The sequence below is a fragment of the Streptomyces sp. NPDC037421 genome (genome assembly GCF_055602105.1).
The window spans coordinates 1-17,151 of record NZ_JBVJWV010000056.1 but is presented as its reverse complement, the minus strand read 5'-3'; the positions used below and the strand labels follow the sequence as shown (position 1 = coordinate 17,151).

Annotated in this window: 15 protein-coding genes; 8 read left to right on the top strand and 7 right to left on the bottom strand. The window is 73.6% G+C overall.

The window, feature by feature from the left end; all coding sequences use genetic code 11:
• Nucleotide 1 precedes the first annotated feature (1 nt).
• A complete protein-coding gene (locus tag ACZ7IF_RS37720) occupies nt 2-427 on the bottom strand; it encodes a hypothetical protein (protein ID WP_470981363.1) in 426 nt (141 codons plus the stop codon).
• A gap of 328 nt (nt 428-755) precedes the next feature.
• Between ACZ7IF_RS37720 and ACZ7IF_RS37715 the strand changes: the two genes are divergently transcribed.
• Genes ACZ7IF_RS37715 through ACZ7IF_RS37700 form a run of 4 tightly spaced genes read left to right on the top strand, consistent with a single transcriptional unit; the run spans nt 756 to nt 5,037 of the window.
• Nucleotides 756-3,554, top strand: coding sequence for a sensor histidine kinase (locus ACZ7IF_RS37715; protein WP_470981362.1), 2,799 nt, complete (start codon nt 756-758; stop codon nt 3,552-3,554).
• The gene (locus ACZ7IF_RS37710; RefSeq protein ID WP_050779556.1) at nt 3,551-3,988 is read left to right on the top strand and encodes a roadblock/LC7 domain-containing protein; all 438 of its coding nucleotides are present in this window, start codon (nt 3,551-3,553) and stop codon (nt 3,986-3,988) included. Before ACZ7IF_RS37715 ends, ACZ7IF_RS37710 begins: the two co-directional genes overlap by 4 nt.
• 10 nt (nt 3,989-3,998) lie before the next feature.
• On the top strand, nt 3,999-4,430 hold the full coding sequence (locus ACZ7IF_RS37705; protein WP_125819534.1) for a DUF742 domain-containing protein: 432 nt from the start codon (nt 3,999-4,001) through the stop codon (nt 4,428-4,430).
• Nucleotides 4,411-5,037 carry a GTP-binding protein gene (locus ACZ7IF_RS37700; protein WP_470981359.1) on the top strand — a complete coding sequence of 209 codons (627 nt, stop codon included), beginning with the start codon at nt 4,411-4,413 and terminating at the stop codon, nt 5,035-5,037. The genes ACZ7IF_RS37705 and ACZ7IF_RS37700 overlap by 20 nt, the downstream gene beginning before the upstream one ends.
• Nucleotides 5,038-5,214: 177 nt before the next feature.
• On the opposite strand, the gene ACZ7IF_RS37695 is transcribed toward ACZ7IF_RS37700, so the two are convergent.
• Nucleotides 5,215-6,405: a lipid-transfer protein gene (locus ACZ7IF_RS37695; protein ID WP_470981357.1), complete on the bottom strand. Its 1,191-nt coding sequence runs from the start codon at nt 6,403-6,405 to the stop codon at nt 5,215-5,217.
• Nucleotides 6,402-6,857, bottom strand: coding sequence for a Zn-ribbon domain-containing OB-fold protein (locus ACZ7IF_RS37690; RefSeq protein WP_470981356.1), 456 nt, complete (start codon nt 6,855-6,857; stop codon nt 6,402-6,404). The genes ACZ7IF_RS37695 and ACZ7IF_RS37690 overlap by 4 nt, the downstream gene beginning before the upstream one ends.
• Nucleotides 6,858-6,944: 87 nt before the next feature.
• Here ACZ7IF_RS37690 and ACZ7IF_RS37685 point away from each other — a divergent pair, with 87 nt between their 5' ends.
• Both ACZ7IF_RS37685 and ACZ7IF_RS37680 read left to right on the top strand, forming a co-directional pair.
• On the top strand, nt 6,945-7,466 hold the full coding sequence (locus tag ACZ7IF_RS37685; protein ID WP_470981354.1) for an NUDIX domain-containing protein: 522 nt from the start codon (nt 6,945-6,947) through the stop codon (nt 7,464-7,466).
• 2 nt (nt 7,467-7,468) lie between these two features.
• Nucleotides 7,469-7,990: an SMI1/KNR4 family protein gene (locus ACZ7IF_RS37680; RefSeq protein ID WP_470981352.1), complete on the top strand. Its 522-nt coding sequence runs from the start codon at nt 7,469-7,471 to the stop codon at nt 7,988-7,990.
• Nucleotides 7,991-8,185: 195 nt separating this feature from the next.
• Here ACZ7IF_RS37680 and ACZ7IF_RS37675 read toward each other — a convergent pair whose 3' ends face one another.
• On the bottom strand, nt 8,186-8,764 hold the full coding sequence (locus ACZ7IF_RS37675; RefSeq protein WP_470981351.1) for a hypothetical protein: 579 nt from the start codon (nt 8,762-8,764) through the stop codon (nt 8,186-8,188).
• An 80-nt stretch (nt 8,765-8,844) separates the two neighbouring features.
• Nucleotides 8,845-11,226 (bottom strand): glycoside hydrolase family 31 protein, encoded by a 2,382-nt coding sequence (locus ACZ7IF_RS37670; protein ID WP_470981349.1) that lies wholly within the window; start codon nt 11,224-11,226, stop codon nt 8,845-8,847.
• A gap of 209 nt (nt 11,227-11,435) precedes the next feature.
• Between ACZ7IF_RS37670 and ACZ7IF_RS37665 the strand changes: the two genes are divergently transcribed.
• Together ACZ7IF_RS37665 and ACZ7IF_RS37660 are read left to right on the top strand one after the other, a co-directional pair.
• Nucleotides 11,436-13,412: an acetoacetate--CoA ligase gene (locus ACZ7IF_RS37665; protein ID WP_470981347.1), complete on the top strand. Its 1,977-nt coding sequence runs from the start codon at nt 11,436-11,438 to the stop codon at nt 13,410-13,412.
• A 57-nt stretch (nt 13,413-13,469) separates the two neighbouring features.
• Nucleotides 13,470-14,387 (top strand): hypothetical protein, encoded by a 918-nt coding sequence (locus ACZ7IF_RS37660; RefSeq protein ID WP_470981346.1) that lies wholly within the window; start codon nt 13,470-13,472, stop codon nt 14,385-14,387.
• A gap of 86 nt (nt 14,388-14,473) precedes the next feature.
• Here ACZ7IF_RS37660 and ptsP read toward each other — a convergent pair whose 3' ends face one another.
• Both ptsP and ACZ7IF_RS37650 read right to left on the bottom strand, forming a co-directional pair.
• Nucleotides 14,474-16,144: a phosphoenolpyruvate--protein phosphotransferase gene (gene ptsP / locus ACZ7IF_RS37655; protein WP_470981344.1), complete on the bottom strand. Its 1,671-nt coding sequence runs from the start codon at nt 16,142-16,144 to the stop codon at nt 14,474-14,476.
• A gap of 96 nt (nt 16,145-16,240) precedes the next feature.
• Nucleotides 16,241-16,690 carry a PTS sugar transporter subunit IIA gene (locus ACZ7IF_RS37650; protein WP_470981342.1) on the bottom strand — a complete coding sequence of 150 codons (450 nt, stop codon included), beginning with the start codon at nt 16,688-16,690 and terminating at the stop codon, nt 16,241-16,243.
• Nucleotides 16,691-17,151: the final 461 nt, after the last annotated feature.

The window sequence follows — 17,151 nt, the reverse complement described above, 5'->3', positions numbered from 1 at the left end:
GTCAGCGGCGCCCGGAGCGCTGGTGGACCGGTACGCCCCCGGCCAGGGGAGAGGCCGCCAGGCGGCCCTCCCGGGCCGCCGGTATGCGGCCCCGCCGGGGCTCGCGGGCGGCGCTGCTCGGCTCCGACAGGACGCCGTACCGCTGGTTCCACATCTGCCGGGTGATCCACACGTCCAACACCGCCCAGGTGGACACGACCGTCGCCGCTATCCCGATCAGCACCATCGGGAAGGCCAGCCAGGACCCGGTCAGCGCGAGGAAGAAGGTGATCGTGGCCTGCGTCAGCGTCACGGCCACGATCAGCACCGCCCGCACCGCCGACGACCGCACCGGGTCCGGCATCCGGCGCCGCCGGGCCGGCTCCTCCACCCACAGGCCCCGCCCCGGAGCCTCGGCCGCCGTGCCGTCCTCTTCGTACATCCTCATGGTCCGCTCACTCCCCGCCTCACTCCCCGCCCTGTCTGTCAGACGATCGGAACCACCCGCGGAGTTCCGTATACCGGACCCGGAAGGCAGAATTCCAGCCATCCATCCGGACAACGGAACCGACACCCCACCAAGTGTCATCTGCCACATATCGGGCCGGACTTGACCGGAAACATCGGACAACTGGTGATCTTCGTCCGGGGGTCAGGCCGAAAACGTCCGGACACCTCTGCGAAGCCGCTCCGTGGCAGTAGTAGGCTCACGCCGTTTAAATGACGGAACACCGACCTCTGACAACGGGGTTGAGCTGGGGGAGGCTGGGGAGGCCATGCGCTTTCGCGGGAAGTCCATCCGCCGGAAGATCGTGGCGTTGCTCCTGGTGCCGCTCGTCTCCCTGACCGCCCTCTGGGGCTTCTCCACGGTCATCACCGGCCGTGAGGCAGTGCAGCTGCTCGACGTCGCGTACGTCATCAAGAAGGTCGGCTACCCGATGGAGGACGTCGTACGCGTCGTCCAGAAGGAACGCCGTCAGACCCTGGTCGTGCTCGGCGACCCCCGCGCGGTGGCCGCCACCGCCGAACTCACCAAAAGCCGCACCGCGACCGACACGATGGTCCGCGCCATCACCGCGAACGCCCTCGACCCCGAGGTCTCCGACGAACTCAGCCCGCAGGCCCGCCAGCGCCTCAGGTCGATCATCGAGGCCTTCCAGGGCATCACCGCACTGCGCCGCTCCGTCGACAAGGGCGGGATCAACCCCGGCCAGGCCCTGGACCTCTACAGCCGGCTGGTCGACCCCTGCTACGAGTTCCTGATGAATCTCCACGCCCTGGAGAACGTCGAAATGGACAAGCAGGGCCGCGCCCTCGTCGGCATCACCCGCGCCCGCGAGACCCTCTCCCGCGAGGACGCGGTCGTCGCTTCCGCCCTCGCCGCAGGCAACGTCGCCGCCGGCGACCTGCGCCGCGTCTCCGACTTCGCCGCCAACCGCGGCCTGCTGTACGAGTTCAACCTCGCGATCCTGCCGCCCGACGACCGCAAGCTCTTCGAGCAGTACTGGAACGGCGCGCAGACCAAGGCGCTGCGCGACGCGGAGGAACGATTCATCACCGGCGGTGCCGGCAAGAACCCGCGCGTCACCGCCGCCCAGTGGGACGAGGCCGCGAACAAGGTCCTCGGCGACCTCGCCACCATGGGCACCGCCGCCGGCGACCGCTACCAGAAGCGCGTGGAGCCGGCCGCCATCGGCGTCCTCGTCCAGGCAGCCGTGGCCGGCGTCCTCGGCTTCATCGCCCTCGTCTTCTCCCTCGTGATGTCCGTCCGCATCGGACGCGACCTCATCCGCGACCTGTCCCGGCTCCGCAAGGAGGCCCACGAGGCCTCCGGCGTCCGGCTGCCCAGCGTGATGCGCCGCCTCGCCGCCGGCGAGACCGTCGACGTCGAGACCGAGGCGCCCCGCCTGGAGTTCGAGAAGGACGAGGTCGGCCAGGTCGGCCTGGCCCTCAACAGCCTCCAGCGCGCCGCCGTGGAGGCCGCCGTCAAGCAGGCCGAGCTGCGCCGCGGTGTTTCCGAGGTGTTCGTGAACCTGGCCCGCCGCAACCAGGTGCTGCTGCACCGCCAGCTGACCCTGCTCGACACCATGGAACGGCGCACCGAGGACACCGAGGAACTCGCCGACCTGTTCCGCCTCGACCACATGACCACCCGCATGCGCCGCCACGCCGAAGGCCTGGTGATCCTCTCCGGCGCGGCGCCCTCCCGCCAGTGGCGCAAGCCCGTCCAGCTGATGGACGTCGTACGGGCCGCCGTGGCCGAGGTCGAGGACTACGAGCGCATCGAGGTGCGGCGCCTGCCCCGCATCGGCATCGAGGGCCCGGCCGTCGCCGACGTCACCCACCTCGTCGCCGAACTCCTGGAGAACGCCACGGTGTTCTCGCCCCCGCACACCGCCGTCCAGGTCCACGGCGAACGCGTCGCCAACGGCTTCACCCTGGAGATCCACGACCGCGGCCTCGGCATGAACCCGGAGGCGCTGCTCGACGCCAACCTCCGGCTCGCCGAGACCCCCGAGTTCGAGCTCTCCGACACCGACCGCCTGGGCCTCTTCGTGGTCAGCCGCCTCGCGCGCCGCCACAACGTCAAGGTCGTCCTCCAGCCCAGCCCCTACGGCGGCACCACCGCGGTGGTCTTCCTCCCCGCCGACCTCCTCACCGAGGCCCCCGACACCAACGGCACCGGCATCCGCCTCGACGCCGTGAAGGGCGTCAGGGGGGTCAGGACCGGCCCGGGCGCCAAGAGCTCCGCGCGCCCCGGCCCCACCGCCATCGACCGGGCCCCCTCGGCCCGCCCGCTGCCCGCCGGCGTGCTCAACGGCCCGGTCGAGCTGGAGGGCCCCCTAGGCCTCCTCGGGCTGGACGGTCTCGACGACCCCGCCGGACTCGACGAGGTCGCCACCGGCATCGCCGGCCTCACCGGCGTCGGCGGCCGCCCGCCCATGGCCACCCTCGACGACGAGACCCCGCCCGGCGGCATCCCGCGCAGCGCCCTCCTCGGCACCGGCTCCGCGGACCGGCCCCTCAGCGGCCACCCGCACGGCGCGGGCCACGCCGAGCGCGGTCCCTGGAAGCGCGACCGCGACCGCGGGCGGGAGCCCCTGGCCCCCACCGGCCCGGTCCGCTCGGAGCGCCCCCGCCCGGAACCCGGGCACCCCGACGGCCCCCGCTCCGCCGGAGCCGTCCCGCTGCCCCGGCGGCGCCCCACGCCCACCCTGGTCGCCGAGCACGGCCGCCGGGTGGAGCCCCGCCCGGCCGCAGCCAAGGCGGCCCCCGCGCAGCCGCGTACGGGCTCCGAAGAGCCCGCGCCCGCGCCCGGCCCGGGCGGCCTGCCCCGCCGGGTGCGCCAGGCCAACCTCGCACCCCAGCTCAAGAACGCCCCGGCTCCCGCCGCGGCGCAGTCCCCCGAGGACCCGGTGACCGACCGGGACGCGGAGGACGTACGCACGCGCATGTCCGCCCTCCAGCGAGGCTGGACGGCGGGCCGCGACCAGCACGCACAGCAGCAGTCCGAGACCGAGGCCGGCCGCTCCGGCGCCGGTCCCGCGCACGAGAACGAAGGGGACGGTCGATGACCGCACCGCAGACCGGAAACGACACCAGGGGCCGCGGCTCCGGCCCGCTCAACTGGCTCCTCGACGAACTCGTCGACAAGGTCGGCAGCATCCGCAAGGCGGTCGTCCTCTCCGGCGACGGCCTGCCGACGGGCAGCTCGAAGGACCTGACCCGCGAGGACAGCGAGCACCTGGCCGCCGTGGCCTCCGGCTTCCACAGCCTGGCCAAGGGGGTCGGCCGGCACTTCGACTCCGGGCGGGTCCGCCAGACGGTGGTCGAGCTCGACGAGGCCTTCCTCTTCGTCATGGCCGCGGGCGACGGCAGCTGCCTGGCCGTGCTCTCCGACTCCGACTCCGACGTCGGCCAGGTCGCGTACGAGATGACGCTCATGGTCAAGCGCGTAGGCGACCACCTGGCGACCGCCCCGCGCTCCGGGCAGCCAGCCGGAGGGTGAGTCGGACGGCATGAGCGATCCAGGCCAGGACCACCCCCCGACCGACCGTCCGACGCCCGAGACCGGCCACCCGCACTGGTTCGACGACGACGCGGGTCCCGTCGTACGCCCGTACGCCATGACCCGCGGCCGGACCAGTCACGCCGCGCAGCACCGTCTCGACCTGATCGCGCTCGTCGTCGCCGAGGCGGCGGCCGACGATCCGGTCTGGGACATGACCCTCTCCCCGGAGCACGCCCACATCCTCGGGCTGTGCCGGGAACGCCCCCAGTCGGTCGCGGAACTCGCCGCGGACCTCGACCTCGCCATCGGCGTCGTCCGGGTCCTGATCGGCGACCTCGTCGACGAGGAGCTGGTCCACGTGACCAGGCCGGTCCCGCCGGCCGAACTGCCCGATGAATCCATTCTCCGTGAGGTGATCGATGGCCTTCGGGCGCTCTAGCCGCACCGGTGCGATGCACGCCGTCTCGCCGGTCGAGCCGCTGACCCTGAAGATCCTGGTCGCGGGCGGCTTCGGGGTGGGCAAGACCACCCTGGTCAGCGCGGTCAGCGAGATCCGTCCGCTGCGGACCGAGGAACGGCTCTCCGAACCGGGAGTCGGCATCGACGACACCGGGGGAGTGGAGGGCAAGAGCACCACGACCGTGGCCATGGACTTCGGCCGCATCACCCTCCGCGAGGACCTGGTGCTGTACCTCTTCGGCACCCCCGGACAGGACCGCTTCTGGTTCCTGTGGGACGAGCTGGCACAGGGCGCCCTGGGCGCCGTCGTGCTGGCCGACACCCGCCGGCTCGCCGACTGCTTCGCCGCCATCGACTACTTCGAACGGCGCGGCATCCCCTTCCTCGTCGCGGTCAACTGCTTCGACGGGGCCGACCGCCACCCGGTGGTGACCGTGCGCGACGCGCTCGACCTCGACCCCGGGGTGCCGGTGCTGCTCTGCGACGCCCGGGACCGGGAGTCCGTCAAGGACGTGCTGGTGGGGGTGGTGGAGCACGCCATGTCGCTCGCCCGGGCCCGCCGCGCGAGCCTGAGCGCCTCCTCCTGAGCGCCTCCGCCGGGCGCGCCCCTCACGTGGAGGCGGCCCGTACCCCCGCCGACTGGGGTACGGGCCGCAGCTCTCATGGGGGGATCAGGGTTCCCGGCCGCCCGGGACCGTGGAGCGAGTGTGAACCCGCCGCCCGGGGCCGTCAAGCACCCTGACGGCAGCACTTGTCCGCCGCACTCACCGCACCGCGACCACCGCCGACCCGTGGCCGAAGAGCCCCTGGTTGGCGGTGATCCCGGCCCGGGCCCCCGGGACCTGGCGCGCCCCGGCCGTACCCCGCAGCTGCCAGGTCAGCTCGCACACCTGGGCGATGGCCTGCGCCGGCACCGCCTCCCCGAAGGAGGCCAGCCCGCCGCTCGCGTTGACCGGCACCCGCCCGCCGAGCGCCGTCGTGCCCTCCCGTACGAGCTTGGCGCCCTCGCCCTCACCGCACAGCCCGATGTCCTCGTACCACTCCAGCTCCAGCGCGGTGGACAGGTCGTACACCTCGGCCAGCGACAGGTCCTCCGGCCCCAGCCCGGCCTCCTCGTACGCCGCCCGGGCGATCGAGGCCCGGAAGGATCCGGCCGCGGGCTCCACGGCGGCCGCCGAGTCGGTCGCGATGTCCGGCAGGTCCAGCACCGTACGCGGATACGTGGGCGTCACCGTCGACACCGCCCGGATCCGCACCGGGTCGGCCACGCCGCGCGCCCGCGCGAAGTCCATGCTGCCCAGCACCAGCGCCGCGCCCCCGTCGGAGGTCGCGCAGATGTCCAGCAGCCGCAGCGGGTCGGCCACCACCGCCGAGGCCGCCACCTCCCCGGCGGAGACCGCCTTGCGGTAGCGGGCGTTCGGGTTGTGCGCCCCGGCCGCCGAGTTCTTCACCTTGACCAGTGCGAAGTCCTCGGCGGTGTCCCCGTGCAGGGCCATCCGGCGCCGGGCGTACAGCGCGAAGTAGGCGGGGTTCGTCGCCCCCAGGATCCGGAACCGCAGCCAGTCGGGATCGTCCGGCCGCTCTCCCCCCGCCGGGGCGAAGAACCCCTTCGGCGCGGCGTCGGCGCCGACCACCAGCACCACGTCCGCCAGCCCGGCGAGGATCTGAGCCCGGGCCGCCCCGATGGCCTGGGCCCCCGAGGCGCAGGCCGCGTACACACTGGTGACCCGGGCCCCCTGCCAGCCGAGCGCCCTCGCGAAGGTCGCCCCGGAGACGTAGCCCGGATAGCCGCCGCGCACGGTGTCGGCGCCGACCACGGACTGCACGTCCGTCCAGTCCAGCCCGGCGTCGGCGAGCGCGGCGCGGGCGGCGGCCCGCCCGTACTCGACGAAGCTGCGGCCCCACTTGCCCCACGGGTGCATGCCGGCCCCCAGCACGGCCACGTCCCCGCTCACCGCGCCCCCTCCACCGGACGGAACCGCCAGGTGGTCCGCACGGTCCCGGCGTCCTCGTCCAGCACCCCGCCGACCACCTCCACCTCCATGCCGACCGCCAGGTCCGCCACCGTCACCCCGGGCGCGGCCTGCCCGAGCACGACCATGTGCTCGGCCTCCAGCTCCACCGCGACCAGGGTGTACGGCTCCCAGGGCGCGTCCGGATCGGAGACGTACGGGGCGGGCGGCCGGTAGCGCCCGTCGGTGTAGGACCAGACCCGGCCGCGGGGCGACAGCGGCACCTCGGCGAGCTCGCCGCCGCCGGGGCAGTGCGGATTGCGGCAGTACGCGTCCTCGCGCGGGAAGAACACCGAGGCGCAGGCGGAGCACCGGGTGCCGAGCAGGCGGAAGCCGCCCCCGGCGCCCGCATCGGTGAACCACCCGCTCACCACGGGCGTGCGTGTGCGTTCCAAGTCCCCTCCCGGACAGCGTGATCTGACGAAGCGTCAGAAGTCTGCCACGGGCCGCCCCGCCGCGACAGGGGCCGGTACCATCGCCGCATGCCGGCACAGCTGAGGGACTCGCACTGCTCCACCTGCGGAGCTCCGTTCGACACGGCCGACTGGCCCCGCGAGTGCGCCGCGTGCGACGCCGTCGCCTACCGCAACCCGCTCCCGGTGGCCGTGGCCCTGCTCCCGGTGGAGGACGCGGCCGGCACCGGTCTGGTCGTCATCACCCGGACCATCGAACCGGCCCTGGGAGGCATCGCGCTGCCCGGCGGGTTCATGGACTTCGGCGAGGACTGGCGCACGGCCGTGGTCCGCGAACTCCGTGAGGAGACGGGCATCGAAGCCCCCGCCTCCGAAGTGGCCCTCGCCGACGTCCTCAGTTCCCCGGGAGGCCACCTCCTCGTCTTCGGCCTCCTCCCGCCCCGCCCGGCCTCGGCCCTGCCGCCCTCGGCCGCCACGGACGAGACGACGGGCTGGCACGTCCTCCACGCCCCGGCGGAACTGGCCTTCCCCCTCCACACCCGGGCGGCGGCCTTCTGGTTCGCGGGCCGCTACGCACGGGCGGGGGAGTGACGGTGGCTGCCCTCGCGCAGATCACGGCCCTCCTGGGAGAACCCCGCTTCAACTGGTCCGACCCGGCGCCGTGGACCGCGCTGGAGGCCGAACTCGGCCTCGTTTTCCCCGCGGACTTCCGCGAGTTCACCGACGCCTACGGCTCGATCGAGGTCAACTCCCAGCTGTACCTGCACCACCCCGCGCCCCACCTCCTGCACGACCTCGGGACCTTCATCCGGAAGGACCTCGAACTCTGGCGCGAGGAGGACATGGCCGAGTACCTGCCCGGGCCGGCGGGAACGGACCCCGGCGAGCTGCTGCCGGTGGCGACGGCCACCACGGGCGAAGCGGTCTTCCTCCGAATCCCCGACGCCCCCTGCTCGCCCTGGCGGGTCGTGGTCCAGGAATTCGACAGCCCGTCCTGGACCCTCTACGAGATGACATTCAGCGAGTGGCTGCTGGCCTACCTCAAGGGCAGGGACATGACGCTGTGCTCGCGCGACCGCGCCCCCGACGGCCCCTCCTACGCGTTCCTCCCCTAAGGGCTGTCCCGCCAATCCCCGGCGGGCGCACGACGCCGGCCACGCACCTCGCCGCGTCGTCGGAACGCCCGGAAGCGCCCAGTACGGGGGCGCCCCTCCGCCTTGCGATGCACCGCATCCGACGCCCTGCGCCGGTCCACCGGGGATCACGGGACAGCCCATGGGGGCTGTCCGCAAGGCGCCGCACCGCCCCGGCTACACCGGCAGGTCCATCACCAGCGCCGCCAGCCCCACCACCCCCACCGCCGTCCCGGCGACCACCGCGCCCCGCGCCCACAGCGCCCCGGCCGGCACCGGCCGATCCCGCCCCCGCAGCAGCGCCCCGACCACCATCGGCAGCACCGAGGCCGCCACGCACCCGGCCCACACCACGCCGAAGCCCGGCACGGGAGCGCCCTGCGTCCCCAGCCACCACCGCACCACCACGGCCGCCGGCGCCGACGCCGGGGCGGCCAGCACCGCCAACGCGACCGGCCGCGGCCACGCGCTCACCCGGGCGGTCCAGCGGCCCAGCGCCGCGACCGGCTTGACCAGCAGCAGCCCGTGCAGGAAACCCGCCGCGCCCAGCGAAACCGCGGCCACGCCCAACTCCCCGGGACTCCCCGCCGGGACCACCCCGGTCACCAGCAGCAGGGCCCACACCGTGACCGGCTGCCACGCCCCCACCACCTCGGAACCCGGCACCCGGTCCCACCGCCGCGCGGTGGCCAGCACCCGCCGGCCCAGTGCCGACCGGTCCGGCGCGTACGCCCGCGCCGGGCTCGTTAAGACCATCACGAACTCCCTGCTCCAACCCGACCACCGGCGGCACACCCGCCGCCGACCGCAGCATCCTCCTCCTCCCTACACCGGACCTACACCCCTAGTCCCCGCACTTCCACCCCGCTCACCACACCCCCCGCCTCGTCCTCGACCACCACCGCCTCCCCGGCCCACCGCACGGTGTACCGCTCCACCTCGCCCGCCTCGAACCCAGGCCCCGGATCCCGGATCACCACCCCGCCGCCGGTCCGCCCCCGCGCCGGTGCCCACGCCTCCAGGCCCACCGACCCGTCCCCCCGCCGCACCGGCAGCACCGCCCCCGCCCGCGCCAGCACCGGCATCCGCCCCGGCGGGGCATCGAACAGCACCTGCCCGGGCCCCTCGTACGCCGCCCCCGTCGCCGTGTCGTACCAGCGCCCCCGCGGCAGCCGCACCGCACGCCGGTCCGCCCCGCACTCCAGCACCGGGGCCACCAGCAGCGCGTCCCCCAGCAGGAACGCGTCCTCGCAGTCCCGCAGCCGCCGGTCCTCCGGCGCCCCCCACCACACCGGACGCACGTACGGCGCCCCCGTCCGCCGCGCCAGATGCCCCAGGGTCACGAAGTACGGCCGCAGCCGCTCCCGCTCCGCCAGCACCGCCGCGGCCCGCTCGGCCACCTCCGGGCCGAACTCCCAAGGCTCCCGCCGCCCCGCCCAGATCGCCGAATGCGTCCGGAACAGCGGCAGGTACGCCCCCAGCTGGAACCACCGCAGGTACAGCTCCGGCGACGGCGAACCCCCGAAGCCCCCGACGTCCGGACCCGAGTACGGCACCCCGCACAGCCCGAGCCCCAGCACCAGGGCCAGCGACGCCCGCAGCCCCTCCCAGCTGCTCTCCACGTCCCCGGACCACGTGCCCCCGTACCGCTGCATCCCCGCCCACCCCGACCGGGAGAACAGGAACGGCCGCTCGGCCGGCCGCAGCCGCACCAGGCCCTCCCAGCCGGCCCGCGCCATCATCAGCCCGTACACGTTGTGCCCGGCCCGGTGGTCCCCGCCCGCGCCCTCCAGGGCGTGCCGCGCCGACCGGGGGAGCGTCGCGTCACCCCACGGCGCGAAGGACACCGGCTCGTTCATGTCGTGCCAGAACCCCGAGAAGCCCTGAGCCAGCCGCTCCTCGTACAGCCCGCCCCACCACTCCCGCGCCGCCGGATCCGTGAAGTCCGGGTACGCGCACTCGCCCGGCCAGACCTCCCCGCGCACCTCCCGCCCCCGCGCGTCCCGTACGAACACCCCCCGCGCCCCCACCGCCCGGCCCGAGTCGTGCACCGCGTCCCCCGCCTTCACCGCCGGGTCGACGATCGACACCAGCCGCACCCCCCGCGCCCCCACCTCCCGGGCCAGCCCCGGCAGATCGGGGAACGCCTCCCGGTCCACGGTGAACACCCGGTGCCCGTCGTAGTGGTCGATGTCCAGGTGCACGGCCGACAGCGCCAGCCCCCGCTCCTCGTACCCGGCCACCACCCGCCGCACCTCGGCCTCGCTCCCGAAACCCCACCGCGCGTGCTGGTACCCCAGCGCCCACTCCGGCGGCACCGCGGCCGCCCCCGTCAGCCCGGCCCACCCCTGCATCACCCGCGCCGGCGTCCCCACCAGCACCCAGCACCTCGGCGGCCCGCCCTCCAGCCGCAGCTCGCTCGTCCCCGGCCGGTCCGCCCCCGAACCGGCCCCCTCCTCGCCCTCGCGCAGCACGACCCGCCCCTCCCAGGGGTTGTCGTAGAAGGCCAGGTGCGTCCCCGCGTCCGCCACCACCACCTGCACCGGCATGGTGATGTACAGCGGGTCCGTGTCCGGCCCGAAGCCGCCCTTGGGATCGGTGTTCCACAGCCGGTACTCCCCGTCCCGCAGCCGCGGCCCCCGCGCCCGCCCGCCCAGCCCGAAGAACCGCGCGTCCGCCGCCACCTCCGACCGCTGCAGCCACCGCGAACCGTCCCCGGCCGACACGGGATCCGCGCCGTCGCCGTCCGTCCCCCGGACCGGATCCCACCAGCGCGGCGGCAGCTCCCGGCGCAGCACCGCCCCGCCCGGCGTCCGCACCTCCACCGCCCCGTGCCGGGACACCGCCACCGTCACCCGCTCCGACACCACCCGCCAGCCGCCCCCGGTGTCCGGCTCCAGCACCGCCCGCGGATCCGGCTCGGGGCCACTGCCCACCACCGCGTACGAGGGCGCCGGCTCCGCCCCGTCCCAGCCCCAGAACACCGCACCCCCCACGGTCACCCGTACCAGCAGCTCACTGCGCGCGAACCGCAGCACACCACCGCCCGGCCGGGCCTGCGTACCCGCCAGCAGCCCGGGCACCCGCGCCCGTTCCGCGCCCCGCCGCGGCAGCCCCTCGGCGTCCGCACGCCGGTGGCGCCACGCCGAGCGCCAGGCCCGCCGCCCGCGCGCCGTACCGATCTCTTTCACCGCACGCACCAGATCACGACCGTCCATGCCGGTCACCCTGCCACCGGCCCCCCGCCGCGCGGGCGGCGTTCAGCTGCCGTTCACCCGTAAAACGATCAACCCGCACGGCCCAGGACAGCTCTGGTGCGGATGTCGATCACGTGGCATGGTCCCTGTGAGCCGCCGCGCACACCGACGCCGCGACGGCGCCGTACGCACACGAAGCGCGAGAGCCAGACTTGACCGGGAGCCGACCCATGACCTCTGCCACCCAGCCGGAACCCCTCTGGTCCCCGAGCCCCGACAGGATCGCCGGGGCCCAGGTCACCCGCTTCCAGGCCTGGGCGGCCGAACGGTTCGGCGCCCCCGCCGACGGCGGCTACCCGGCCCTCCACCGCTGGTCCGTCGACGAGCTCGACACCTTCTGGCAGGCCGTCGCCGAATGGTTCGAGGTCCGCTTCACCACCCCCTACCGGGAAGTCCTCGCCGACCGCTCCATGCCGGGCGCACGCTGGTTCGCCGGCTCCACCCTCAACTACGCCGCACACGCCCTGCGCGCCGCCGAGGACCCCGCCCGAGCCGGGGACCCCGCACTGCTCCACGTCGACGAGACGCACGAACCCGCCCCTCTCACCTGGGCAGAGCTCCGCCGCCAGGTCGGCTCGCTCGCCGCCGAGCTGCGCGCCCTCGGCGTGCGCCCCGGCGACCGGGTCAGCGGCTACCTCCCCAACATCCCCGAAGCGGTCGTGGCCTTCCTCGCCACCGCCGCCGTCGGCGGGGTCTGGACCTCCTGCGCCCCCGACTTCGGCGCCCGCAGCGTCCTCGACCGCTTCGAGCAGGTGGAACCGGTCGTCCTGTTCACCGTCGACGGCTACCGCTACGGCGGCAAGCAGCACGACCGCCGCGAGACCGTCGCCGAGCTGCGCGAAGGACTCCCCTCCTTGCGGGCCGTCGTCCACATCCCGCTCCTGGGCACCGAGGCCCCCGAGGGCACCCGCGCCTGGGCCGACCTGACCTCCGGTACGCAGGAACCGGTCTTCGAGCCGGTCCCCTTCGACCACCCGCTGTGGATCCTCTACTCCTCCGGCACCACCGGCGCGCCCAAGGCCATCGTCCAGTCCCAGGGCGGCATCCTCCTCGAACACCTCAAGCAGCTCGGCCTGCACTGCGACCTCGGTCCCGAGGACCGGTTCTTCTGGTACACCTCCACCGGCTGGATGATGTGGAACTTCCTCGTCTCCGGCCTGCTCACCGGCACCACCGTCGTCCTCTACGACGGCAGCCCCGGCTACCCCGACACGGGCGCCCAGTGGCGGATCGCCGAGCGCACGGGGGCCACCCTCTACGGCACCTCCGCCGCCTATGTGATGGCCTGCAAGAAGGCCGAGGTCCACCCGTCCCGCGACTTCGACCTCTCCGCCGTCAAGTGCGTCGCAACCACCGGCTCCCCGCTGCCGCCCGACGGCTTCCGCTGGCTCCACGAAGAGGTCGCCGAAGACCTGTGGATCGCCTCCGTCAGCGGCGGCACCGACGTGTGCAGCTGCTTCGCCGGAGCCGTCCCGACCCTCCCCGTCCACATCGGCGAACTCCAGGCCGCCTGCCTCGGTACGGACCTCCAGTCCTGGGACCCGGCCGGCAAGCCCCTCACCGGCGAGGTCGGCGAACTCGTCGTCACGGCCCCCATGCCCTCCATGCCGATCCACTTCTGGAACGACCCCGACGGCAGCCGCTACCGCGACAGCTACTTCGAGATGTTCCCCGGCGTCTGGCGCCACGGGGACTGGATCACGATCACCGACCACGGCTCCGTCGTCATCCACGGCCGCTCCGACTCCACCCTCAACCGGCAGGGCGTCCGGATGGGCTCCGCGGACATCTACGAAGTCGTCGAACGCCTCCCCGAGATCAAGGAATCCCTGGTCATCGGCCTGGAGGAGCCCAACGGCGGCTACTGGATGCCCCTCTTCGTCCACCTCGCCCCCGGCGCGGTCCTCGACGAGGCCCTGCGCAAGAAGATCGCCTCGACCATCCGCGAGCAGCTCTCCCCGCGCCACGTCCCCGACGAGGTCATCGAGATCCCGGCCGTCCCGCACACCCTGACCGGCAAGCGCATCGAGGTCCCGGTCAAGCGCCTCCTCCAGGGCACCCCGATGGCCAAGGCGGTCAACCCCGGCTCGGTCGACAACCCGGAGCTGCTCGCCTTCTACGAGGAGCTCGGCCGCACCCGGGGGTGACTGTCAGTGGCAGTGGTTACCGTGAGTGAGCAAATGATCGCACGCTCAGGGGGAACCATGAACGCCACACCCGACACGCCACGCACCACCGCGACCGCATCCGCGACCGCGTCACTGCGCCGCGAGGTCCCCAGCACCGTCGGCCTCATCACCGACCCCGGGGACTTCGCGGCCATGCGGGACTACCGCACCTTCGGCTTCGACCACCACGACGAGTACCCCGACTACCTCCGCCGGATCGACGCCCTGCTGCGCTCCCTCGCCGCCCAGGGCATCCACACCACCGTCGCCCTCTTCGACCCGGAGGAGTACGCCGGCTACTGCGAGGAACACGGCCTCGACCCGGACAGCGCCCACACCCGGACCCGCTTCACCGCCGAACTCGCCGGCGGCCCGCACCTGCCCTACGCCGGCCAGCCCGTCGAGGAACTCGTACCGCTCCTCGTCGACGAAGCCGTCCGGCAGTCCACCTGGGAGTACGCCACCGAGATCCTCGCCGGCGTCGGCGCCTGCGCGGACTGCGGCGAGGACATCGGCAAGGCCTCCTTCGAGCGCGCCGCCGACATGCTCGAACGGCTCGTCGCCGGCGCCGGACCCGGCCACCACCACCTGGTGTGCAGCGTCCCCGCCGAGGAGGAACAGCTCATCGCGGTCCTGCACGCCGAGGCCGCCGCCGAGCCCGGCGCCCGGCCCCGCGTCCAGGGCCGCGAGGGCCTCGACTTCGTGACCGTCCTGGCCGCCGGCCTCGCCCTCGGCGCCTCCGGGGGACTGGTACTGCGGAGCACCACCGAGGGCTTCCGCGACCGGGTGCACGGCTGGCGCCTGGACCGCGGCCGCCTCGTCGCCCTCACCGCCGCCGCCGTGTTCGACGCCTACTGCACGGACGCCGACACCGGCGACCCCGTGGCCCCGGAGCCCGGCGTCGAATACTGCCCCGGCTACGAGGTGGACACTCCCGGCCCGCACCGCGAGTAGCCCGCCGGCCGGACCCGCACCGTAAACGCCCGAGGGGCCCCCACCACCGGCGAAGGCCCCTCGGACCGGACAACGCGTACCGCCCGCTACTCGCCGGACAGCACCGCCTGCGCGGCCACCCGCGCCTCCTCGGCGCTGTCCGCCGCGCGCGCGGCGGCGGCCGCACGCTCGCACTGCGCGAGGGTGTACTTGGCGAGCGTCGCCCGCACGTACGGGATCGAAGCGGCACCCATCGACAGGGAGGTGACACCCAGACCCGTCAGCACACACGCCAGCAGCGGATCCGAAGCGGCCTCACCACAGACACCGCAGCTCTTGCCCTCCGCCTTGGCGGCCTCGGCCGACATCGCGATCAGGTCGAGCAGCGCCGGCTGCCACGGGTCCTGGAGCCGCGACACCGCGCCCACCTGCCGGTCGGCGGCGAAGGCGTACTGCGCGAGGTCGTTCGTACCCAGCGACAGGAACTCCACCTCCTGCAGGATCGAGCGCGCCCGCAGCGCGGCGGAGGGGATCTCCACCATCGCGCCGAACTTCGCCACCAGACCGGCCTCGCGGCACGCGTCCGCGAACGCCTTCGCGTCCTGGCGGTCGGCCACCATCGGGGCCATGACCTCCAGGTAGACCGGCAGCCCCTCGGCCGCCTTGGCCAGCGCGGTCAGCTGCGTGCGCAGCACCTCCGGGTGGTCCAGCAGCGTGCGCAGACCGCGCACGCCCAGCGCCGGGTTCGGCTCGTCCGCCGGGGTCAGGAAGTCGAGCGGCTTGTCGGCGCCCGCGTCCAGCACCCGCACGACGACACGCCCCTCGGGGAACGCCTCCAGAACCTTGCGGTACGACTCGATCTGCTTCTCCTCGGACGGCGCCTTCTTGCTGTCGTCCAGGAACAGGAACTCCGTGCGGAACAGACCCACGCCCTCGGCCCCGGCCTCCACCGCGGCCGGCACGTCCGCCGGCCCGCCGACGTTGGCCAGCAGCGGCACCTTGTGCCCGTCGGAGGTCGCACCCGGACCGGAGGAGGCGGCCAGCGCCGCCTTCCGCTCGGCGGCCGCGGCCTCCAGCTCGGCCCGCTTCTGCGCCGTGGGCTCCACGAACAGGTCACCGGTGCTGCCGTCGACGGCGATGACCGTACCCTCGGCGATCTCACCCGCACCCGGCAGCGCCACGATCGCCGGCACGCCCAGCGCCCGCGCGAGGATCGCGCTGTGGCTGGTCGGCCCGCCCTCCTCGGTCACGAACCCGAGAACCAGCGCCGGGTCCAGCAGCGCGGTGTCGGCGGGAGCGAGGTCCCGCGCGATCAGCACGTACGGCTCGTCACTGTCCGGCACGCCCGGCATCGGCACGCCCAGCAGACGCGCCACGATCCGGTTCCGTACGTCGTCCAGGTCGGCCACCCGCCCGGCCATGTACTCGCCGGCCCCCGCGAGCAGGTCGCGGTAGGACGCGAACGCGTCGTAGACGGCGCGCTCGGCGGTGCTGCCGACGACGATCCGCCGGTCGACGTCCGACATCAGCTCGGGGTCCGTGGCGATCATCGCCTGGGCCTCGAGCACGTGCTGGGCCTCGCCGCCGGCCAGCTGGCCGCGTGCGATCAGGTCGGCCGACACAGCCTCCACGGCCTGACGGGCGCGCCCCTGTTCGCGCTCCGCCTCGTCCGCGGCGATCTGCTTCGCGGGCGGTTCGAGCACGGCCGTACCCATGTGCCGAACCTCGCCGATCGCCACACCGTGGCTCACGCCGACGCCTCGCAGCGTTGTCTCCATTTCACCCGTCTCCGATTGAGCGGCGGATCCTGCCGCCGCGATGGATATCCGACTCCGGCCCCGCGCCTGCCTCGTCCGCATGTGCGGGCGGCCGGCTCAACGCCAGCTGAAGAGCACGTCCCCGGCCTTGACGTCCCCGTCCTCGTTGACGTCGCCCAGGGAATCGGCGGTGGCCTCCAGCGCGACGACCGGGCAGATCGGCGACTTGCCGGCCTCTTCCACGGCCTGCGGGTTCCAGCGGATGACGGCCTGGCCGCGGGTGACCGTGTCGCCCTTGTTGACGAGCAGCTCGAAGCCCTCGCCGTTGAGCTGGACGGTGTCGATGCCGAGGTGGGTCAGAACACCGTGGCCCTCGCCGTCGACGACCACGTACGCGTGCGGGTGCAGGGAGACGACCACACCGTCGACCGGGGACACCGCCTCCGAGGGCTCGCGCACGGGATCGATGGCAGTGCCCGGTCCCACCATCGCGCCGGAGAACACCGGGTCGGGCACTGCCGCGAGCCCGATGGCACGTCCGGCAAGAGGGGACGTCACGTTGGTCATGGGGGCCTCCCAGGGGTGGGGCTTCGTCGTGCCGCCGTCACTGCCTGTCGCGAACGGCGTACTCGTCTGAAGGATATTGCACAGGTTGTACGGGTTCGCCCGATGTTGGTCCCGATCCGGGCTGACCCTTGGACACGGAGACTAGTGGACTAGACCGGTGGACTAGACCATACGCGTGAATCGATTTGCCTGTGTCCCACGGGAGCTGTACTGTCGTGACTCCCGCCAGGACGTGCCGCGTGAACATCTCGCGAACAGTCGGTGGCCGGGACTCCTCCTCAATCAGTGATCATCCCGATCTCCACTTGATCTCTTTCCGTATGCCCTTATGGCAAAACGGAGAGTGGTCGGAGAGAAGGAAAACCACTGATAGAGTCGGAACCGCCGGAAAGGGAAAGCGCGAAAGCGAAGGACCTGGAAAGCAAGCGAGAAAGACTCTGATAGAGTCTGAATCGCAAGAA